The sequence below is a fragment of the Bradyrhizobium elkanii USDA 76 genome (genome assembly GCF_023278185.1).
Classification (GTDB): Bacteria; Pseudomonadota; Alphaproteobacteria; order Rhizobiales; family Xanthobacteraceae; genus Bradyrhizobium; species Bradyrhizobium elkanii.
In genome coordinates, this window is sequence record NZ_CP066356.1 from 8,689,536 (window position 1) to 8,706,398 (window position 16,863).

19 protein-coding genes are annotated in these 16,863 nt (G+C 62.1%); 9 read left to right on the forward strand and 10 right to left on the reverse strand.

From position 1 onward, the window contains the following. Positions 1-79: 79 nt before the first annotated feature. Positions 80-1,339, reverse strand: a complete 1,260-nt coding sequence (locus tag JEY66_RS41165; RefSeq protein WP_018269456.1) for a S1C family serine protease — start codon at positions 1,337-1,339, stop codon at positions 80-82. Between the two features lie 763 nt (positions 1,340-2,102). Here JEY66_RS41165 and JEY66_RS41170 point away from each other — a divergent pair. Further along, a complete protein-coding gene (locus JEY66_RS41170; protein ID WP_240536743.1) occupies positions 2,103-2,384 on the forward strand; it encodes a hypothetical protein in 282 nt (93 codons plus the stop codon). 930 nt (positions 2,385-3,314) lie between these two features. Here the strand turns inward: JEY66_RS41170 and JEY66_RS41175 are convergent. Together JEY66_RS41175 and JEY66_RS41180 are read right to left on the reverse strand one after the other, a co-directional pair. Continuing rightward, on the reverse strand, positions 3,315-3,557 hold the full coding sequence (locus JEY66_RS41175) for a hypothetical protein (protein WP_016842297.1): 243 nt from the start codon (positions 3,555-3,557) through the stop codon (positions 3,315-3,317). Positions 3,558-3,990: 433 nt separating this feature from the next. Beyond that, a complete protein-coding gene (locus JEY66_RS41180) occupies positions 3,991-5,004 on the reverse strand; it encodes a 1-aminocyclopropane-1-carboxylate deaminase (RefSeq protein ID WP_016842298.1) in 1,014 nt (337 codons plus the stop codon). A gap of 161 nt (positions 5,005-5,165) precedes the next feature. Here JEY66_RS41180 and JEY66_RS41185 point away from each other — a divergent pair, with 161 nt between their 5' ends. Continuing rightward, positions 5,166-5,630 carry an Lrp/AsnC family transcriptional regulator gene (locus JEY66_RS41185; RefSeq protein ID WP_016842299.1) on the forward strand — a complete coding sequence of 155 codons (465 nt, stop codon included), beginning with the start codon at positions 5,166-5,168 and terminating at the stop codon, positions 5,628-5,630. Between the two features lie 186 nt (positions 5,631-5,816). Then, the gene (locus tag JEY66_RS41190; protein WP_240536744.1) at positions 5,817-6,986 is read left to right on the forward strand and encodes an Ig-like domain-containing protein; all 1,170 of its coding nucleotides are present in this window, start codon (positions 5,817-5,819) and stop codon (positions 6,984-6,986) included. A 20-nt stretch (positions 6,987-7,006) separates the two neighbouring features. Here JEY66_RS41190 and JEY66_RS41195 read toward each other — a convergent pair whose 3' ends face one another. After that, entirely contained in the window at positions 7,007-7,387 is a 381-nt protein-coding gene (locus JEY66_RS41195; protein ID WP_100213783.1) for a c-type cytochrome, read from the reverse strand. Between the two features lie 111 nt (positions 7,388-7,498). Between JEY66_RS41195 and JEY66_RS41200 the strand changes: the two genes are divergently transcribed. Further along, positions 7,499-8,341, forward strand: a complete 843-nt coding sequence (locus tag JEY66_RS41200) for an NAD-dependent protein deacetylase (RefSeq protein WP_259171311.1) — start codon at positions 7,499-7,501, stop codon at positions 8,339-8,341. Positions 8,342-8,365: 24 nt separating this feature from the next. Here the strand turns inward: JEY66_RS41200 and JEY66_RS41205 are convergent, their stop codons facing one another. Genes JEY66_RS41205 through minC form a run of 4 tightly spaced genes read right to left on the reverse strand, consistent with a single transcriptional unit; the run spans position 8,366 to position 10,490 of the window. After that, complete coding sequence (locus tag JEY66_RS41205; protein WP_016842303.1) at positions 8,366-8,662, reverse strand: hypothetical protein; 297 nt, start codon at positions 8,660-8,662, stop codon at positions 8,366-8,368. After that, the gene (minE, locus tag JEY66_RS41210; protein WP_026192121.1) at positions 8,659-8,937 is read right to left on the reverse strand and encodes a cell division topological specificity factor MinE; all 279 of its coding nucleotides are present in this window, start codon (positions 8,935-8,937) and stop codon (positions 8,659-8,661) included. Before minE ends, JEY66_RS41205 begins: the two co-directional genes overlap by 4 nt. Next, complete coding sequence (gene minD / locus JEY66_RS41215) at positions 8,937-9,752, reverse strand: septum site-determining protein MinD (protein ID WP_016842305.1); 816 nt, start codon at positions 9,750-9,752, stop codon at positions 8,937-8,939. The genes minE and minD overlap by 1 nt, the downstream gene beginning before the upstream one ends. Positions 9,753-9,773: 21 nt before the next feature. Beyond that, positions 9,774-10,490, reverse strand: coding sequence for a septum site-determining protein MinC (gene minC, locus JEY66_RS41220; RefSeq protein ID WP_016842306.1), 717 nt, complete (start codon positions 10,488-10,490; stop codon positions 9,774-9,776). Between the two features lie 692 nt (positions 10,491-11,182). Here minC and JEY66_RS41225 point away from each other — a divergent pair. Beyond that, positions 11,183-11,593 (forward strand): hypothetical protein, encoded by a 411-nt coding sequence (locus JEY66_RS41225; protein ID WP_129964810.1) that lies wholly within the window; start codon positions 11,183-11,185, stop codon positions 11,591-11,593. A gap of 207 nt (positions 11,594-11,800) precedes the next feature. On the opposite strand, the gene JEY66_RS41230 is transcribed toward JEY66_RS41225, so the two are convergent. Then, the gene (locus tag JEY66_RS41230) at positions 11,801-12,061 is read right to left on the reverse strand and encodes a hypothetical protein (RefSeq protein WP_018269451.1); all 261 of its coding nucleotides are present in this window, start codon (positions 12,059-12,061) and stop codon (positions 11,801-11,803) included. 456 nt (positions 12,062-12,517) lie between these two features. On the opposite strand from JEY66_RS41230, the gene JEY66_RS41235 reads away from it, so the two are divergent. Together JEY66_RS41235 and JEY66_RS41240 are read left to right on the forward strand one after the other, a co-directional pair. Continuing rightward, the gene (locus tag JEY66_RS41235; RefSeq protein ID WP_016847160.1) at positions 12,518-12,754 is read left to right on the forward strand and encodes a DUF6894 family protein; all 237 of its coding nucleotides are present in this window, start codon (positions 12,518-12,520) and stop codon (positions 12,752-12,754) included. A gap of 323 nt (positions 12,755-13,077) precedes the next feature. After that, on the forward strand, positions 13,078-13,494 hold the full coding sequence (locus tag JEY66_RS41240) for a VanZ family protein (protein WP_018269450.1): 417 nt from the start codon (positions 13,078-13,080) through the stop codon (positions 13,492-13,494). Positions 13,495-13,547: 53 nt separating this feature from the next. Here JEY66_RS41240 and JEY66_RS41245 read toward each other — a convergent pair whose 3' ends face one another. Further along, positions 13,548-14,204 carry a LuxR C-terminal-related transcriptional regulator gene (locus JEY66_RS41245; protein ID WP_240536745.1) on the reverse strand — a complete coding sequence of 219 codons (657 nt, stop codon included), beginning with the start codon at positions 14,202-14,204 and terminating at the stop codon, positions 13,548-13,550. Between the two features lie 462 nt (positions 14,205-14,666). Here JEY66_RS41245 and JEY66_RS41250 point away from each other — a divergent pair, with 462 nt between their 5' ends. Then, positions 14,667-15,587 carry a LuxR C-terminal-related transcriptional regulator gene (locus tag JEY66_RS41250; RefSeq protein ID WP_018269449.1) on the forward strand — a complete coding sequence of 307 codons (921 nt, stop codon included), beginning with the start codon at positions 14,667-14,669 and terminating at the stop codon, positions 15,585-15,587. Positions 15,588-15,684: 97 nt separating this feature from the next. Continuing rightward, positions 15,685-16,695: a UDP-glucose 4-epimerase GalE gene (gene galE, locus JEY66_RS41255; protein ID WP_016847155.1), complete on the forward strand. Its 1,011-nt coding sequence runs from the start codon at positions 15,685-15,687 to the stop codon at positions 16,693-16,695. Positions 16,696-16,863: the final 168 nt, after the last annotated feature.

Sequence of the window (16,863 nt, forward strand, 5' to 3'; positions counted from 1 at the left end):
GTCGCAAGGAAAGACGCGTGGCCGGTAGCCAGATGCCGCCGCCCTGCCGTGAGGACGGGAAGAAGGCGTAGCGGAGGTCTCAATTGCCCTTCTTCGCGTTCGCGCTCTGCTCGTTCACCGTGCAGGTGATCAGCAGCGTGTAGCCGCGCGCATTCCTGGCAATCTCGGCGGTTTCCTTCTTCATCTCCTCGCGCCACTCGGCGGTCCGGTACGCCACCGCGCTGTTGTCGAGGAAGTCGCGCAGCGCGCCGGTCTTGATCGCGAAGTTGATGTTCTCCGGGATGGTCCCCGTCGCCCGCGCCATCCTGACCGCGTCGAGCTTGGCAGCCACGACGCCGACCACCGCGCCGGTGAGATCGAACAGCGGACCGCCGCTGTTGCCGGGCTGCACGGCGGCGCTGATCTGCAGATGACGGGTATCGTTGAGGATGCCGCTCAACGAAGAGACAATGCCCGTGGTGACCGTGAAATCGGATGTCAGCAATCCGTGATAGGGATAGCCGATCGCCACCACGCCGTTGCCGACCAGGATGGGGTTTTGCCTGAGGCTGACGACATCCTTGAACGGGGTCGGCGCCTGCAGCAACGCGAGATCATTGGTCTCGTCATCGGACACCAGGCGCAGCTTGACCGGCGCCTCGCCGCTCAGGTTGCCCGTGATCTCGCTGCAGCCGCCGACGACATGGTGATTGGTGACGACGTGGCCGCTGCTGCTGACCACAAAGCCGGTCCCCGTCCCCGATCTCGCCGGTTTCTGCGTGGGTCCCGGAGCCGCCTGCTGCGGCGGCGCAGCCGCGGGCTTTGTCGCGACGGCGAACTCGCCGGCATTGGCGACGCCGTTCTTCTTGACCGAGACGACGCAGTTGAGCAGTGCCGGCAGCAGCTGCGCGGTCTGATTGAGGTTGAACTGAAACAACTGGCCCTGCGCGAAGGCGGTCATCTGGCGCGCCTTGCGAAACTGGTTGATCAGCGCCGAATTCACCGGCATCTCGACATTCACGAGCTGGGTGCCGAGCGGCATGCCGTAGACGTTGAAGGCCGGCTGGCCGTCGAAGGTCAGCGCGAGCGGAAAGGCCTCGCCCGCCGTCAGGCGCCAGCTCTCGTGGGCAAAACCCAGGCGCCAGCTGCCATTCTCGGCGATCGACACCATGAAGAAGATGCCGCTTTGATACGTGGTGCCCGCCGAGCAATGGGTGAAGGCGCCATTCTTGTCGTTGGTGAAGGCGCCACCCTTCCAGTTGCCGACGCTGATCGAACCGTAGGGACCGCGGGCATTCGACGGAGTTGCAGACGCAAACAGCCACGCGGCCGCAACGACCGCCCAGATCGCAACTCTCATGACGCACACTCCCCAGCCACAACCCATCATAGGAGGCGGAGAAATTCATCCGCAAGTGGAGCGCGGCTTGGACTTTGGTCCTGCAACCACGCAAGCCCGCCGCGGATGAGGCAACCGCCACACCCTCAAGTTACAGAACTTGTGTTCCTATTTTGTTCCTAATGTCAATCGGGGTGCTTCCGTATTTAAGCCCCCGTGTCCTGAGTTGGATTTCGGAGAGGACTGAGCAAAATCCCCAAAGAAACGGCCCCAGCACCCTTGGAGGGTAATGCTGGGGTCGTTCTCATTCCTGTCCGAGCCGCCGCTGTCGGTAATCGGGCTAGCCCCTCTGGGCCTCAAAAAATTGTCCTTAATGAAACCTTCCCCGCCCAGTGCGCGGATGATCGAATCAAAGCGTGAGCCAGTCAATTAACTTGCGTAAATCAAAGGTAAAGAAATCGTCCGGATGCTTAACGGTCCGGTATTATGGCGCAAACGCCCCAAGGTGTTTGAGTGCCCGTCAGCTCCATCCTCTCTTAGTCAGAAGCGGGCCAATCGCTCTCGGACAATCGAGACGGCCATCGGATGTTCTGGCCCCATCAATGTCCATGGGACACCTCGTTCTTGATCCAAGTCAACGAGCGGAACAGAGGCGGCATCCGGGGTTCTCCGTGGGTGAACGGAGTTCCAGCCAGCCTGGGCGCTGCTATCGTCCCCCGTAGCATTCCGCATGGAATAAGCCCGCCGTCGCAGGGGTTGGAAGCTGAGGGAGGTCGAGCAAGCCGTGGAAAGCGAAAGCACGCCTTCAAGGCCGGGTGAAGCCGCATGGGAAGCGTTGACATTCGATGAGCCGGTCAACGTCGCGCTGGCCATCTGGGCGGCGCTATTGGTGGCCCACGTCATCGCGGCGTCGGTGTATTATTGGCGGGAGCAGCGCCGTCCGGAATGGTTGGCCGCTCTTGCGATTTTGGCATACTTGCCGATCTTGGTGCCGATCATCTGTCTTGGCCTTGTTTTCAAATATCTGATCCGGCCGCTGATCGGACAAACAAGACTGTTTCGGTGAAGGTCCGATATCAAAGGCGTCGTTGAGTAAGGCCGCCTCAGTCATGGCGTCCTATCTCCAGACAAATCGCTACAAAGGCGCTCGGGCTCGCCACTTCCGTAGAAGCACCGCCCCAGTGCCGGGGACACTGAGACGACGGCAAGGTCCCGCGTTCACGCGAACAGAAGCCACGCTATGCTGGCAAGAAGCCCGATGAACGACATTGCCAAAACGCTGGCGAAGGCAATCTCCACACCGTCTATCCGCTCAGAATGCAATCGCATCAAACCGCCCTCCGGCGAAAAGGGATCGAAATTCTTTAACCGATTGCAGGTGTCCTGGTTCCTTGCAGCGAGTGTCCTAGCCAGGACAGCACCTCAACCCGTACACTTCCCGTTCGCCGCCAAGGCAAAGAAGCTAGATCACCACGCCGCAGCCGTGAGCCCGAACGTGGCTCACTGCGCGCCGCTCCTCTCCTCCAGGTCGGCGGCCTAAAGAAACGGCCCAGCGAGGGAATGCCTACGGCGTCAGGCCGCGCTGAGCGCCCTCAGCCCATTTGGCCCTGTCGGCGATCACCGCGAGCCGGTTATTAACCCCGGCTTCGGTCCGGCGCATATGATCCGCTATCAGACGATGATCCAACCCAGATTCATGCAACGCAACCAACAAGCGCTCTTCGATCTCAGTCCAACTCTTGAATCGGTTCGCACGCATTCGACATGCCCCGCCTTGGAGCTCAAACAGACGGCCCCAGCACTCGGGCAAGGAGGCTGAGGCCGAGGAGCGCCCGTGGGGTAGGGAAAGATTCTGGACACCCCCGCGTGAGCTAGAACCTCGATGGCACGGAAGGGCATTTGCATATGTGAATGAGTGTCCTGATTTCCCCAGGCAAGTGTCCTAACCAGAACAGCACCTCAACCCGGACACTTCCCGTTCGCCGCAAGGCGGACGCTATTGCGGCTCCCCAACCGAGGAGCGCGACGGCGGATTTGGTTCGCTGAACCAGTACCGGGATGCGAGGGCATGGACGCCGACGCCGATCAGGAAAATGCCGGCATAGAGCTCGACTGCGTGATTCATCGCCAGCAGGCGGGCATGCGGCGCGGCACCCTGGCCCTGGTAGACCCAGAACCAGTGCCCCACGGCGACGATGCCTACGCCGAGCGCGGCAACGGCTCGGCCGAATGCATTCATCCTCACGCGATGGTCTCCCAACTCGCCCGGCCCGGCAAAAATACCGGGCGAAGCTGACGCGGACCTGACGTGGGACATGGAACGTAGCCCGGATGGAGCCAACGGGTCGCGCGAACGCGCGCCCGATGACAGGCTCCGCGAAATCCGGGACGGTCTTTTCCCCGGAAGGTGCCCTGTCTTCTCCTTCCCCCTGAAAGGGGGAAGGTTGGGATGGGGGTCGGCCAAAGGCGACGCTGCAAGCGGAGAGCGCAGATCCCCACCCGCTTTGCTCTGGCGAGCAAAGCGACCTCCCCTTTTCAAGGGGAGGTGAGAATGCGTAGCTCGGACGGAGCGCGGCGAAATCCGCGAATCTCGCGCCGCCGAGAGATCTACCCGGATTGCGCTGCGCTTCATCCGGGCTACGAAGCCACGAGATCAGAAGCCCCGTCCTACCTCAGCCGTTCCTGAACGCGTAGGCGTAGCCGTTGAGCGCCGGCGCGCCGCCGAGATGGGCGTAGAGCACCTTCGATCCGGCCGGGAAAAAGCCCTTCTGCACCAGATCGATCATGCCCTGCATCGACTTCCCCTCATAGACGGGGTCGGTGATCATGCCTTCGAGCCGCGCGCTGAGGCGGATCGCCTCCTTGGTCTCTTCCGACGGCACGCCGTAGGCGGGATAGGCATAGTCCTCGATCAGCACGACATCGTCCTCGACAATGTCGCGGCCGAGCTCGACGAGCTTTGCGGTGTTCTGCGCGATCGACAGCACCTGTGCCTTGGTCTGCGCGGGCGTGAACGAGCCGTCGATGCCGATCACGTTGCGCGCGCGCCCGTCGGCGGCGAAGCCGACCAGCATGCCGGCATGGGTCGAGCCGGTCACCGTGCAGACGACGATGTAGTCGAACTTGACGCCGAGCTGGCGCTCCTGCGCGCGCACCTCTTCGGCGAAGCCGACATAGCCGAGCCCGCCATATTTGTGCACGGAAGCGCCGGCCGGAATCGCGTAAGGCTTGCCGCCCGCCGCCTTCACTTCCTCGATCGCCTGCTCCCAGCTCTTGCGGATGCCGATGTCGAAGCCTTCGTCGACCAGCCGCACATCGGCGCCCATCACGCGCGAGAGCAGGATGTTGCCGACGCGATCATAGACCGCGTCCTCATGCGGCACCCAGCTTTCCTGCACCAGCCGGCACTTCATGCCGATCTTGGCCGCGACCGCCGCGACCATGCGGGTGTGGTTCGACTGCACGCCGCCGATCGAGACCAGCGTGTCGGCATTGGAGGCGATCGCGTCGGGGATGATGTATTCGAGCTTGCGCAGCTTGTTGCCGCCATAGGCGAGCCCGGAATTGCAATCCTCGCGCTTGGCATAGAGCTCGACCTTGCCGCCGAGGTGCTTTGACAGCCGATCGAGCTTCTCGATGGCGGTCGGCCCGAATGTGAGCGGATAGCGCGCGAACTTCTCCAGCATGCTGGCATCCTCTTTGGTGGTCTGGAACGGCGGCCACAGCTATCACCCCTGGCGCGAAAGGTGCTCTCTAACTCAGCTCGCGGATTTCTTAAAGATTGCTGGATTTGGCCCAGATGATATGTTTTCTCCCACGAAATTCACCGATGGTGAGAGATTCTTCCATGGCCGCGCGACTCGACCGCATCGACCTCAAGATGTTGAGATTGCTGCAGAAGAACGGCCGGCTCAGCAATGCCGAGCTGGCCGAACAGGTCGGCGTCAGCCCCGCCACCTGCCATCGCCGGACGCAGGCGCTGTTCGACGAGGGGTATCTCAGCGGCGTCCGCGCCATGGTGGCGCCGCGCAAGCTCGGCAAGGGCACGCTGGTCATGGTCGGCGTCGTGCTCGATCGCTCCACGCCGGAAAGCTTTGCGAGCTTCGAGCAGGCGGTGGCGAAGCTCAAATGCGTGCTCGACTGCCACCTCGTCGCCGGCGATTTCGACTACTTCCTCAAGATCCGCGCCGGCGACGTCGATGACTTCAAGCGCATCCATGGCGATCAGCTGATCGCGCTGCCCGGCGTACGGCAGACCCGCACCTTCTTCGTCATGAAGGAGGTGGTGGACAATGCAGCGCTGGAGTTTTGAAGCTGACGTGATCCCGGCACGGGCCCAGCGCCGTGAGCCACGAGGTCGGCCGGCCTGCCCGAGAGAAGTAATCCCTTCATCCGACTTGATGGCCGGCGCAAACCGGCGCAGTCTGTTGCGGAATCCCCGCGGGGTGCGGGATCGCGCGCGCGGACGCGCGGGGGCATTGATCCGCGGATGACAATCATGAACGCCACGGCGATTCGACTGGTCATTCCGTTGCTGGCACTTGCCGCCGGCGGCACGGCGGCGCTCGTCTTCGGCATCCGCCAAACCCAGCAAATCCTGGGCGGGAACACGCCTTTGACGGCGACGGCACCATCCGCGCCAAGCGCTCCCGCGCGAAACCAAGACGCGCGAAACCAGGACAAGACTGCGCTGGCAAAGGCGCAAACCGAGACCGCCGCCCTGGCTGACGTGCTGGCAGGGCCGGCGCCAGCACCAGGCGGCGACGCGGTGCCGGAATTCGACGTCGTCAACATCGAGCCGACCGGCGAGACCGTTGTCGCCGGCCGGGCGCTACCGGGCACCACGGTGGAACTGCTGCGCAATGGCGAGGTGCACGATCGCGCCGTGGCGGACAAGTCCGGCCAGTTCGTCATGGTCCCGCGCCCGCTCCCGCCGGGAAACTATGACCTGACCCTGCGCATGACGCGCGACGGCAAGCAGGTGACCTCCAAGCAAAGCGTGGCGGTGGCGCTCGAGGCTGCGACAAGGGAGCGGCCGATGGTGGCGCTGATGGCACCGGACAAGCCGGTCCGCGTGCTGTCGCAACCTGCCGCCACTGCGGCGGCCGGAAAAGTAGCCATCGAGACCGTCGAGACCGAACCGGACGGCAAGCTCCATGTGAGCGGTCAGGCAGCTCCCGGCGCGACCGTCAGGCTCTATCTCAACGGCAGCTTGATCACGTCTGCCACAGCCGACGAGGCGGGGCACCTCTCGGTCACGATCAACAAGGGCGTGACCGCCGGCAACTATCAGGTGCGGCTTGACGACGTCGACCCCACCTCCGGCAAGGTTCGCGCGCGTGCCGAGGTGCCGTTCAACGTTCCGGACACGATGACGACCGCATCGATCCCGGTATCGCCAACCTCCTCCGGCCGTGCGGATGTGGCCAAACCGCAGCTCGCGGCAGCGGCAACCGCCACCGCATCTGATGTGAAGTCCCCCTCCGCTGTGATCGTGCCGAAGATCACGACCACCACCGTCGTCCGCGGCGACAGCCTGTGGCGGATCAGCCAGCGCGCATTCGGCGCCGGACAGCGCTACGCCGTGATCTATCGGGCCAACTCGCAACAGATCCGCAATCCCAATTTGATCTATCCCGGCCAGGTCTTCGTCGTGCCGGCAAGGTGAGACCGGCCTTCCGCCAACGGTCACTTGCCGGGGGATTTCAGGAACGCCACGATCCTGGCGCGATCCTCCGCCGAGCGCACGCCGGTATACGGCTTCATGCCGTTACCCGACACCACGGCCTCGGGATCCTCGATGAAGCGCAGCAGCGCGCTCTCATCCCAGACGATGTCGGATGATTTCATCGCCTCCGAATAAGGAAAGTTCGCAACCGATCCGGCCTTGCGGCCGACGACATTGTGCAGGTTCGGGCCGACGCGATTGTCGCCGTCCTTGACCGTGTGGCAGGTGCGGCAGGAATTGTTGAACGCCTGTTCGCCGGACGCGCCCGCATCCTGACCATGGGACGGCGACGACGCCAGCGACATCAGCCCGCAAACGACGACGATGAATCCCGGCCGCATCGATCACTCCGTCGGCAACTGCGCCAGGCAGGCGCGCGCAGCGTCACGTCTCGTGGTGCCATGTCGTCAACGCAGAGGCCGCGTGAAAGGTCCGCTCGTGGCAGGCCCCACATCTGGCGCAGACGTGCGCGCCGCACTAGATGTGCTGCCATGCAACACCCCGCCCTGCGTGATTTCATCGATCAGCACCAGCGCCTGTTTGTCCTGACCGGGGCCGGCTGCAGCACCAATTCCGGCATTCCCGATTACCGCGACAGCGACGGCAACTGGAAGCGGACGCGCCCGGTCACCATCCAGGCCTTCTTGGGCGAGGCGGCGACGCGGCAGCGCTATTGGGCGCGCAGCATGGTGGGCTGGCGGCGGTTCGGCCGTGCCGCGCCGAACGGCGCGCATCGCGCACTCGCCAAGCTCGAACAGCAGGGGCGCTGCGAGCTGCTGCTGACCCAGAATGTCGACCGCCTGCACCAGGCCGCCGGCAGCCAGCGCGTGATCGACCTGCACGGCCGGCTCGACGTGGTGCGCTGCCTCGGCTGCGGCGCGACGATGCCGCGCGAACGATTTCAGGACGAGCTCGCGCGACTGAACCCAGCCTGGCTCACGCTCGATGCCGCCGACGCACCGGACGGCGACGCCGATCTCGAGCAGGATTTTTCGTCGTTCGTGGTGCCGGCCTGCGAGGCCTGCGACGGCGTGCTGAAGCCCGATGTGGTGTTCTTCGGCGAGAACGTGCCGCGCGACACGGTCGCGTCGGCGCAGGCGCATCTCGAGCAGGCCGACGCCGTGCTGGTGGTCGGCTCCTCGCTGATGGTCTATTCCGGCTTTCGCTTCGTCCGGATGGCAGAGCAGCGCGGCCTGCCGATCGCCGCCGTCAATCTCGGCCGCACCCGCGCCGACGAGCTGCTCACCCTCAAGATCGAGGATAGTTGCGAGACGGCGCTGTCCTTTTTGCTGTAGGTCAGCGCCTGCTCGCCTATGCCCTCATGCGCGGTGGCGCGGCGCCTTGGCCATCGGCATATTGGCGTTCCAGTGCGTCCAGCTGACGCTGGCAAGGCTGCCGAGGTCCGTCGCCAGCGGACGACGGGTGCGGCGCTCGTACTCGGCGATGCAGCGGCCCGACTCGCCGATCTTGCGCTGCAACTCGTCGATCGTCATCTGCGTCGCGCGGCCGCAATTGGCCTTGCCGAGCTGATCGGCCTCGATCGCCTTCAACGCCGCCCGCAGCTTCTTGAGCTGCGCGCGCTGCCAGGCAATGTGACTATCGCTGTCTGCGGTCATGTAGCCGCCACCATCTTCGATCGTTGCACGCCATTGGGAACCTCGATGTCGACCTCGAGCATCGAGACAAACTTGCCACGGTCCATCCGGACCACGACCTTGTCGGGGTCGACGTCGATATGCTTGGAAACCACGCTCAGGATTTCCGAGCGAAGTGTCTCCAGGAGATCGGGCGCGCCAGTCCGGCCACGCTCATGCGAAAGCAGGATCTGCAACCGCTCCCGCGCGACGGGCGCCGATGCGGCGCGGCCGCCGAACAGCCGCATTACGTTCATCATGCCGCCCTCCGTCGCAGTAGCCGATCCATCAGCCCCTTGCGTTGAACCGGCACGGTCATCTCCACCGCCTCGCCCATCAGGCGGCGTACCGCGTCGGTATAGGCCCGCGCCGGCGCGCTGCTTGCTGCGTTCAGCGTGACCGGACAGCCGACATTGGAGGCGCGCAGCACGTCCTGGCTTTCCGGGACGATGCCGAGCAAGGGGGTCGCAAGGATTTCCAGGATATCGTCGATCGACAGCATCTCGCCGCGCGCCGCGCGGCCGGCATCATAGCGGGTGACCAGAAGATGCTTCTCGACTCGCTCGCCGCGCTCGGCGCGGACCGTCTTGGAATCGAGCATGCCGATGATGCGATCGGAGTCGCGCACCGACGACACTTCCGGATTGGTGACGATGACGGCTTCGTCGGCGTAGCGCATCGCGAGCGTCGCGCCGCGCTCGATGCCCGCCGGGCTGTCGCACAGGATCCAGTCGAACTTGGTCTTGAGGTCGGCGATCACGCGCTTGACGCCCTCTTCGCTCAGCGCGTCCTTGTCGCGGGTCTGCGACGCCGGCAGCAGCCAGAGATTCTCCAGCCGCTTGTCGCGGATCAGCGCCTGCGGCAGCTTGGCGACGCCCTGCACCACGTTGATGAGGTCGAACACCACCCGACGCTCCGCGCCCATCACCAGATCGAGGTTGCGCAGGCCGACGTCGAAATCGATGACGACGACGTTCTGACCCATTTGCGCGAGCGCCGCGCCGAGCGCGGCGGTTGAGGTCGTTTTGCCGACCCCGCCCTTCCCAGACGTCACGACCAATACCTTGGCCATTCTCTCTCTCCTTGTGGTCGGTCAGTTCAATGGTGTGATGCGCAGCATTTCGCCCTCGAGCCACGCCTGGGCGGGCCGGTTGCGCAAGCTGTCGGCGATTTCTTCCGCCGTCTGGTAGTAGCCGTCGATGGCGAGCAACTCGGCTTCGATCCTCTGGCAGAAGATGCGGGCCGCCGAATTGCCGTTGATGCCGGCCATCGCGCGGCCGCGCAGCGTGCCGTAGACATGGATCGAGCCGCCGGCGACGATCTCGGCGCCGGAGCCGACCGAGCCGAGCACGGTGACGTCGCCCTCGGCGAACACGATCGACTGGCCGGAACGGACCGGGCTCTCCAGCAGCAGCGACGGCAGCTTGGTCTTGTCCTTGTCCTTGGTTTTTTCCTGCACCTGCGGCTTCTGCGGCTCGACATGGGTGATCGCGCAGGCCCGGCCGCCGGTCAGGAGCGGCGGCATGTTGGCGCCGAGCTTCGATTCGTCGACGCCCTCGATGCCGAGAATGCGGATATTGCGCTCAGCGAGGCTACCGATCAGATGCGCGATCGCGGTCTGGCTGAGGTCGACCGCCGAAAGGTCGAGCACGATGGGCTTGCCGGTGAAGAAGCCCGGCGACTTCGCCAGCGTCGCGTCGATCTCGGCCAGCCAGGACACCACGGGCACGACCGGCGAGAAAACGAACGCAACGTAGGAACGGCCGCGCATGCGGACCTGCTGACGTGCGACCTGTTGAGTTGCGTCCATCGCCCCTGACTCGGTTGTCTTGTCGAATGGTTAACAATCGGACCGCATGGTTAATCAAAGGTTAACGCGGTCAGGGTTTTCACCGATTTGGACAGCGCTCGCCCGGGGGCCTCAAAACGCGCTTTGGCGTTTGAAAAGCTGTGGAATTGGAGGAGATGCGGCCGCGTTTTTGAGCTGGATCAATTTTCTTCGCGCCGATGGGATTATTTCACGAGCGTTTGCAGGCGACGTCATGACCCATTCCAGCTGGATTGAGATCCTGCGGTGCCCGAAATGCCGACGCACGGGTTAGGCTGAGCTTTCGGAGGTCGCCCCGCTTCGCAACCGAATTGTTCGGGTCTCGGAGGAATTCGAAGTTCGCACCGACGAGCGCGGCGACGATTTCCAGTGCCGAGCTTGCAAGCTGCCAGCCCTGCCATGACAGAGGATGCCTTGGCTCGCAGCTGCCAATCACCCAATCACGAGGTCGACGCCGCAATCAAACTGCACCTGCGGGAGTTTGCGCCAGCGGCGTGAGGCGTGTCATCCGCCGCCAGGCACCACGTGGCGGCGGCGTTCCTCGTTGCACCGTCACGCGTATGGCAGGCCGCGAGCGCCGCTCCAATAATTATTGGCGGTGTAAGGTGCTTCACATGCAACTCGCAAGCGATGAGGTTGAATTGTGCGAACGACTTGTGCAGGAGGAGAACTCTATGTCCACGTATGTGACAGGCTTCACAAGAGACGCCAAATCCCAGAACGTTATCGAGTTCGCGTCTGACCTGGCCCCGGACACCTGGATATCGATACCGCGGGGCCTGATCGAGAATATCAAGGAATTGCCCGGCAAGGCGGCACAAGGCGCTCACATCAGGGTGGGCATCAAGCTCGCGGAGCCGACCTCGCCTGAGGGAAAAGTCTTGGCAGCACTGACCGACGGGCTCAACACCGCGATCGTCTCGCTTTCGCGGAAGGTCGCCCCCGCCCTGGACAGCACCGGCAAGGCAACGCACGCGAGCGACTCATGCATCCGTTGTCTCGAGGCCTGCAAGCTGATCGTCCTTCCTCCGGACGACCCATTTGCTCAGATTGCTTGCATGTTGGGGTGCGCGGATTGCCCATGAGCTCCTGAAAGGGAGGCTGGGCTACCCGATCGGCATCTGCGCGGGTTCAACCAATCGACATGGCGCTTGCCGCCCGCCGCAAGGCACCACTTGGCGGCGGCGAGCGGCACGAGCTTGCGCCGGACGCAACGGGCATCGATGTATTTGCTCTACGCCCGAGGAAGACCCGCGACTTCGTCGCGGGCCTCCCGGGAAGGACTATGCCGATCAGTGGACCGAACGGTCGGTGCGGGCAGCGGCCCGCGCGGTCGTCATCTGGTTGCGGGGCGTCAAGACGCTGAGCTGATGCGGCGTGGCCGACGTGGTCGCAACGGGGGCCTGCTCGCGGGCGTTGGCGGCGCCAATCACGCCGGCCTGCACGGCCGAGATCGGCAGGCCCGCAGCCTCGTAGGTCGGAAGCTCCGCAGCTGACGCGGCGGTTGCGATCGCGAGAGCGGCGGCAAGGGTGGAGAGGGAAATCTTGATCACGGAAGGCTCCTCAAATGGCACGTGAGAAGCAGAGTTAGTCAGCTATTATTGCGATGCAATATCAATATTACCGCACTGCACAAATAGTTGATCGCCGGCGCGCCAGGCGGGCACCAGCGGCCGTCGTGAACCGCTGCTCGATAGCTTCGGGCGTCGGGTATCGCCGCACGCTTCCTTGACCGTCCGAGAGAGAGCTCGGCGCGTCCGGGCTTGTCCCGGGCATGACGGCGCGGAAGAATCGGTTCATCCAAATGCGATTGCCCTGCGATCGACCCGATGCGTCGTTCGACCTTCCGAACCGATGATGATGCAGGTCCACGTCGGGGTACTCAACAATGATGATCCGCCCTCCTAGAATAGCGGCTTGCTGTCCGCCTCACCGTGGTGCGATGACACCATCCTGACGCGTAGAGCTCGGCGCAGTCGTCGGAATGTTCGCCTCATCCGGAGACACCAATGCCGCGGTATTTTTTTCATATCCACGGCGGCCATTCAGTGCTCGATGATGTCGGCCTGGATCTTCCCGACATTCTCGCCGCACGGACGACGGCGATTGAACTGAGCGGCGAGATACTCAAGCACGACGTGACGGAGCCATTCTTGCGTCATCTTCGCTGGCACGTCGAAATCAGCGACAGCCCCGAACCGGGCGGCCAGTCGCTGTTCGTCCTTCAGTTTTCCATTGCGGTATGAAGGTCCCGCATGACAGCAAGACACATCTGGTACGTCTCCTTCGTTGATCAACGCGATGCGCCGCCCGACAGGCACGCACGAAGGACTGCGACATTCGTATCCGAACAGGATGCGAAGCAGTTCACGAGGAAACTGGCGGAGGACCGGCGCATCGAGAGACTTTCGGCTGGAACGATCAACCCGTACCGGCCAAAACGGGTCATCGGATCCAGGGACATCGACCAGTGGCTTGGCAAGACTTAGCCCACCATGGTGATCCGCAGACCCCATCGTGAAACGACGATCCATCTTTTAAAACGGCCGCGCCTGGAGAGTAGTTGCGAATGCGAATGATGAAACCAAGCTGCTCCGTTCTTGCCGACCCACAGGGGATGACGCAAACCGTATTCCGATGTTTGGCCTGGGGTTTAGTCCTGGGCCTCTTCATCGTCACCGATACACCGCTGGCATTGCGTCCGCACACGTTGGTATCGGCGAACATCGATCGTTTCGCAGCTCTGTTCGTTATCGGGGTCGCCTTTTCGCTCGCCTATCCGAAGCACGTGCTGCCGATACTGCTCCTCCTGCTAGCCATCGTCGTCGGCTTCGAGCTCATCCAAAGACTGCTCCCCGACAGACATGGGTACGTGAAGGACATGCTCGTCAAAGGTGCCGGCTGCTGTGCAGGCGTTTTCATCGCAACTGCCTTGAGACGCTCGTTTTCGGCAATCTCCAGGCGAACAGGCAGCCCGTTGATCTAGCCAAAATGTTCATCTCGCGCGAAGCTCGATGAAAAAATGCCGATCCGTCGCCGCTATTCGGCGGATGGAGAGCCGGCCGGCCCGGAATATGAGACGGCAAGCGTAGCAAGGACGGTCCTGTTGCTGATCTCGAGCTTGCGGAAGATGTGGTGCAGATGAACCTTGATGGTACCGTCGGCCACCTTTAGACGGCGGCCAATCTCCTTGTTCGACAAGCCCTCCGACACCAAACGCATGATCTGACGCTCGCGGTCCGTCAGCACCGCAAGATATTTCTCCGGGATCGTCGTTTGCGCATAAGGGATGGCTTCTTCGTACGAGGGCGAAGGCAACGTCTTCTGGCCGTCGGCGACTTGCCGCAACGTCTGCAAGAGCGTCTCAGGCTCCTCCTCACTCAGAAGAACACCGCAAGCTCCCGCTGCTGCGAGCATGGCGAGATCGCGATCCTCAACCGAGGCGGCAAGAAACACGAGCCGCACACCAAGCGCCCCGGAATTTGCGACCTCGAGCATGGCCTGCCCAAAAATGTCGGGCATCGACATGTCCAAAATGGCGATGTCGGGCGCAAGGGTCTGCATTGCCTTGAAGCAGCTCGCAATATCATTGCAGCGCGCAACAACTTTGAAATCACGCTCTGCTTCGAGCAGGCAGTTCAGACCCAATAAAACGACTGGATATCTACTGGCAATTACAACACGACTGAAATGCATTTCCGATCAACCCTCAGTCCCCCTCCAGTTCAGATCGGCGCCCAAGTCATCAATAAGCTACTCTAATATGAGACATTCCAGTAAGGTTTTGTTGTCGCTTGGTCCCGTGAATTTACTGCCTGGAGCGCCGCAACGAACATGGTTCACAACGTGTAATCGCGGCAGCAACCGGACGCACCCCAAGCGAGCGTCCGTCGGCAAGGACCGAGAGATCGCCCTCGCCAAGTTGGCGGCCCCCAAATGCCTATAACCAACGGTATATAGGGATATTGGGGATTAGCATCTAACATTCGTAAATATTTTCTGAGTGGGTTAAGCGCTTTTCGTCCCAGGTTTGTTCAGGCGACCAAATCTGAGGAAGCTTGTTTTTACGTCGTTCTTTTTAGCTGGGCGGGCCACCAAAAATGAACCGGGTTCAACCCTTCAACCGCTTGTATCATTGTAGCGTCCGGGAGAGTTTCCATGAGACGGCGATATCCTTTTGCCATTGCGCTGGTTGGTGAAAATAGTCTTCGCAAAGAAGGCCTTGCAAGAATTCTAAATTCGGAGAATTTTGTCCTAGCCTCAATAGACGATGCCGACGATTGGCCGAGCGACGAGGCGCTTCAGAACGTCCCCGCCAGTCAGGCATTGTTCCTCATTGTTCATAGCGGCGATGATTTTCGCTCGACAGTCGGGCAGATCGACTCGTTCAAGCGCCGCTGCGCGGATGCACGTGTCGCGGTTGTCGCGGATCACTTTCATCTGAGTGATCTGGTTGCCGCATTCCGGGCCGGCGCCACCGGCTATTTCATCGACGTGATGAACTGCGACGCGTTCATCAAGTCCATCGAACTCGTCATGATGGGCGGGACGGTATTCCCGCCGGCATTCTTGACGTCCGCTCTCGATAGCGAGAAACGCGACGTGGACGATGCCCCTGTACCCAACGATGACGATCGCGCCGTCGCGACGGCAGATGACACGTTGGCTCAGCAACTTTCGCCGCGGGAAGTTTCAATCGTTCAGTGCTTGATTGAGGGCGATTCCAACAAGTGCATTGCGCGCAAGATCAAGATTGCCGAAGCCACGGTGAAGGTTCACATCAAGGCGATCCTTCGCAAGATCCGGGTTCAAAACAGAACGCAGGCAGCAATCTGGGGATTGAACCATCGATCTGCGGCCTGGTCGAGAAACAGCAGTTCGGCGCATCAGGTCGTTGACGTAACCGAGCGGCTTCTCCCGCCTGGCCGGGAAATTTCCAAGATCGCGAGAGCGGGCCGGCCGGTGCCACTTGGCGCGATCGACCATGCGGAGAACTACTTTGAAGCCTCCCTCGCCAACGGCCATACCCGCAAGGACATGAGCTCAAAAGTCGACGGGGCGATCCGACTGCGAAAATAGCCGAGACTCGTCCGGTCTGGCGCATCGACATCACCGCGCGGGATGATTTCCCGCGCGCGGCGAGCATTGACCACGCAGACGCGAAACGGAAGCGGAAATGATCTTGTTGACCGGCGGTGCCGGCTATATCGGATCCCATATCGCTGTCGCGCTACTCGACGCCGGGCTCGATGTCGTCGCGGTCGACAATCTTTCCAACAGCAACAGCACCTCCCTCGAACGGATACGGGCCATCTGCGGACGATCGGTCATTTTCCGGCATGCCGATATCCGCAATGAAGAGGCGATCTACCAGATCCTGCGCGCCCATGACGTGACCGCGGTCATTCATCTCGCCGGCCTCAAGGCGGTGGGCGAGTCCAGCGCTCAACCCATGACCTATTACGACAACAACGTCGTGGGAACGATGCGGCTCGTGTCGGCCATGACGCGAGCAGCCGTCAAGACGCTGGTCTTTAGTTCATCCGCAACCGTTTACGGGACACCCGCGTACCTGCCGCTGGACGAGAAGCATCCTGTCGCACCGATCAATCCGTACGGCCGCACAAAATACTTCATCGAAGAAATCCTGAAGGATCTTCATGGGTCCGACAAGGATTGGCGGATTGCCATCTTGCGCTACTTCAATCCGGTTGGCGCCCACGAAAGCGGACTGATCGGAGAAGATCCTCTGGATGTGCCGAACAATCTGCTGCCGATTGTCGCACAAGTGGCGATCGGACGGCGTCCGAAGGTGCATGTTTGGGGAAACGACTACGATACTCCGGACGGCACCGGGATCCGTGACTACATTCACGTTGTCGATCTTGCATCCGGACATCTGAGCGCCCTGAGCCAACTGAGGCAGCCCGGCCTTCTGACTGTCAATCTCGGAACAGGAAGCGGCAGTAGCGTCATGGACGTGATCCAGACATTCAAGGAAGTGAGTGGCCGGCCAGTTCCGTATGTGATCGACCAACGCAGGGTCGGTGACGTCGCAATCTGCTATGCCGATCCAACTCTCGCGAAGAACCTGTTGGGCTGGACATCAAAGCGATCCCTGACACAGATGTGTGCCGACCATTGGCATTTTCAGATGAAGAACCCGAATGGCTATCGCGGCGCGTAGGTGGCGAAAGCCGTCTGCGTCTTGCGCGAGCTAGACAACTGCTCTCATCGCCAAGCTCAAGTAGCGCCGCTGCCTCGTGACGTCACCACCCACCAATGCCCGCAATCGGCAGGATGGCAGGATGACGCACCGACTCTTGGCTAATCCCTAATTGCTGCCTTCACTTGC

Excerpts from the sequence above, each read along its gene's own strand:
- JEY66_RS41165 (WP_018269456.1), bottom strand. The coding sequence starts at position 1,339 with ATGAGAGTTGCGATCTGGGCGGTCGTTGCGGCCGCGTGGCTGTTTGCG.
- JEY66_RS41175 (WP_016842297.1), bottom strand. The coding sequence starts at position 3,557 with ATGAATGCATTCGGCCGAGCCGTTGCCGCGCTCGGCGTAGGCATCGTC.
- JEY66_RS41180 (WP_016842298.1), bottom strand. The coding sequence starts at position 5,004 with ATGCTGGAGAAGTTCGCGCGCTATCCGCTCACATTCGGGCCGACCGCC.
- JEY66_RS41185 (WP_016842299.1), top strand. The coding sequence starts at position 5,166 with ATGGCCGCGCGACTCGACCGCATCGACCTCAAGATGTTGAGATTGCTG.
- JEY66_RS41190 (WP_240536744.1), top strand. The coding sequence starts at position 5,817 with ATGAACGCCACGGCGATTCGACTGGTCATTCCGTTGCTGGCACTTGCC.
- JEY66_RS41195 (WP_100213783.1), bottom strand. The coding sequence starts at position 7,387 with ATGCGGCCGGGATTCATCGTCGTCGTTTGCGGGCTGATGTCGCTGGCG.
- JEY66_RS41205 (WP_016842303.1), bottom strand. The coding sequence starts at position 8,662 with ATGACCGCAGACAGCGATAGTCACATTGCCTGGCAGCGCGCGCAGCTC.
- minE (WP_026192121.1), bottom strand. The coding sequence starts at position 8,937 with ATGAACGTAATGCGGCTGTTCGGCGGCCGCGCCGCATCGGCGCCCGTC.
- minD (WP_016842305.1), bottom strand. The coding sequence starts at position 9,752 with ATGGCCAAGGTATTGGTCGTGACGTCTGGGAAGGGCGGGGTCGGCAAA.
- minC (WP_016842306.1), bottom strand. The coding sequence starts at position 10,490 with ATGGACGCAACTCAACAGGTCGCACGTCAGCAGGTCCGCATGCGCGGC.
- JEY66_RS41225 (WP_129964810.1), top strand. The coding sequence starts at position 11,183 with ATGTCCACGTATGTGACAGGCTTCACAAGAGACGCCAAATCCCAGAAC.
- JEY66_RS41235 (WP_016847160.1), top strand. The coding sequence starts at position 12,518 with ATGCCGCGGTATTTTTTTCATATCCACGGCGGCCATTCAGTGCTCGAT.
- JEY66_RS41240 (WP_018269450.1), top strand. The coding sequence starts at position 13,078 with ATGCGAATGATGAAACCAAGCTGCTCCGTTCTTGCCGACCCACAGGGG.
- JEY66_RS41245 (WP_240536745.1), bottom strand. The coding sequence starts at position 14,204 with ATGCATTTCAGTCGTGTTGTAATTGCCAGTAGATATCCAGTCGTTTTA.
- JEY66_RS41250 (WP_018269449.1), top strand. The coding sequence starts at position 14,667 with ATGAGACGGCGATATCCTTTTGCCATTGCGCTGGTTGGTGAAAATAGT.
- galE (WP_016847155.1), top strand. The coding sequence starts at position 15,685 with ATGATCTTGTTGACCGGCGGTGCCGGCTATATCGGATCCCATATCGCT.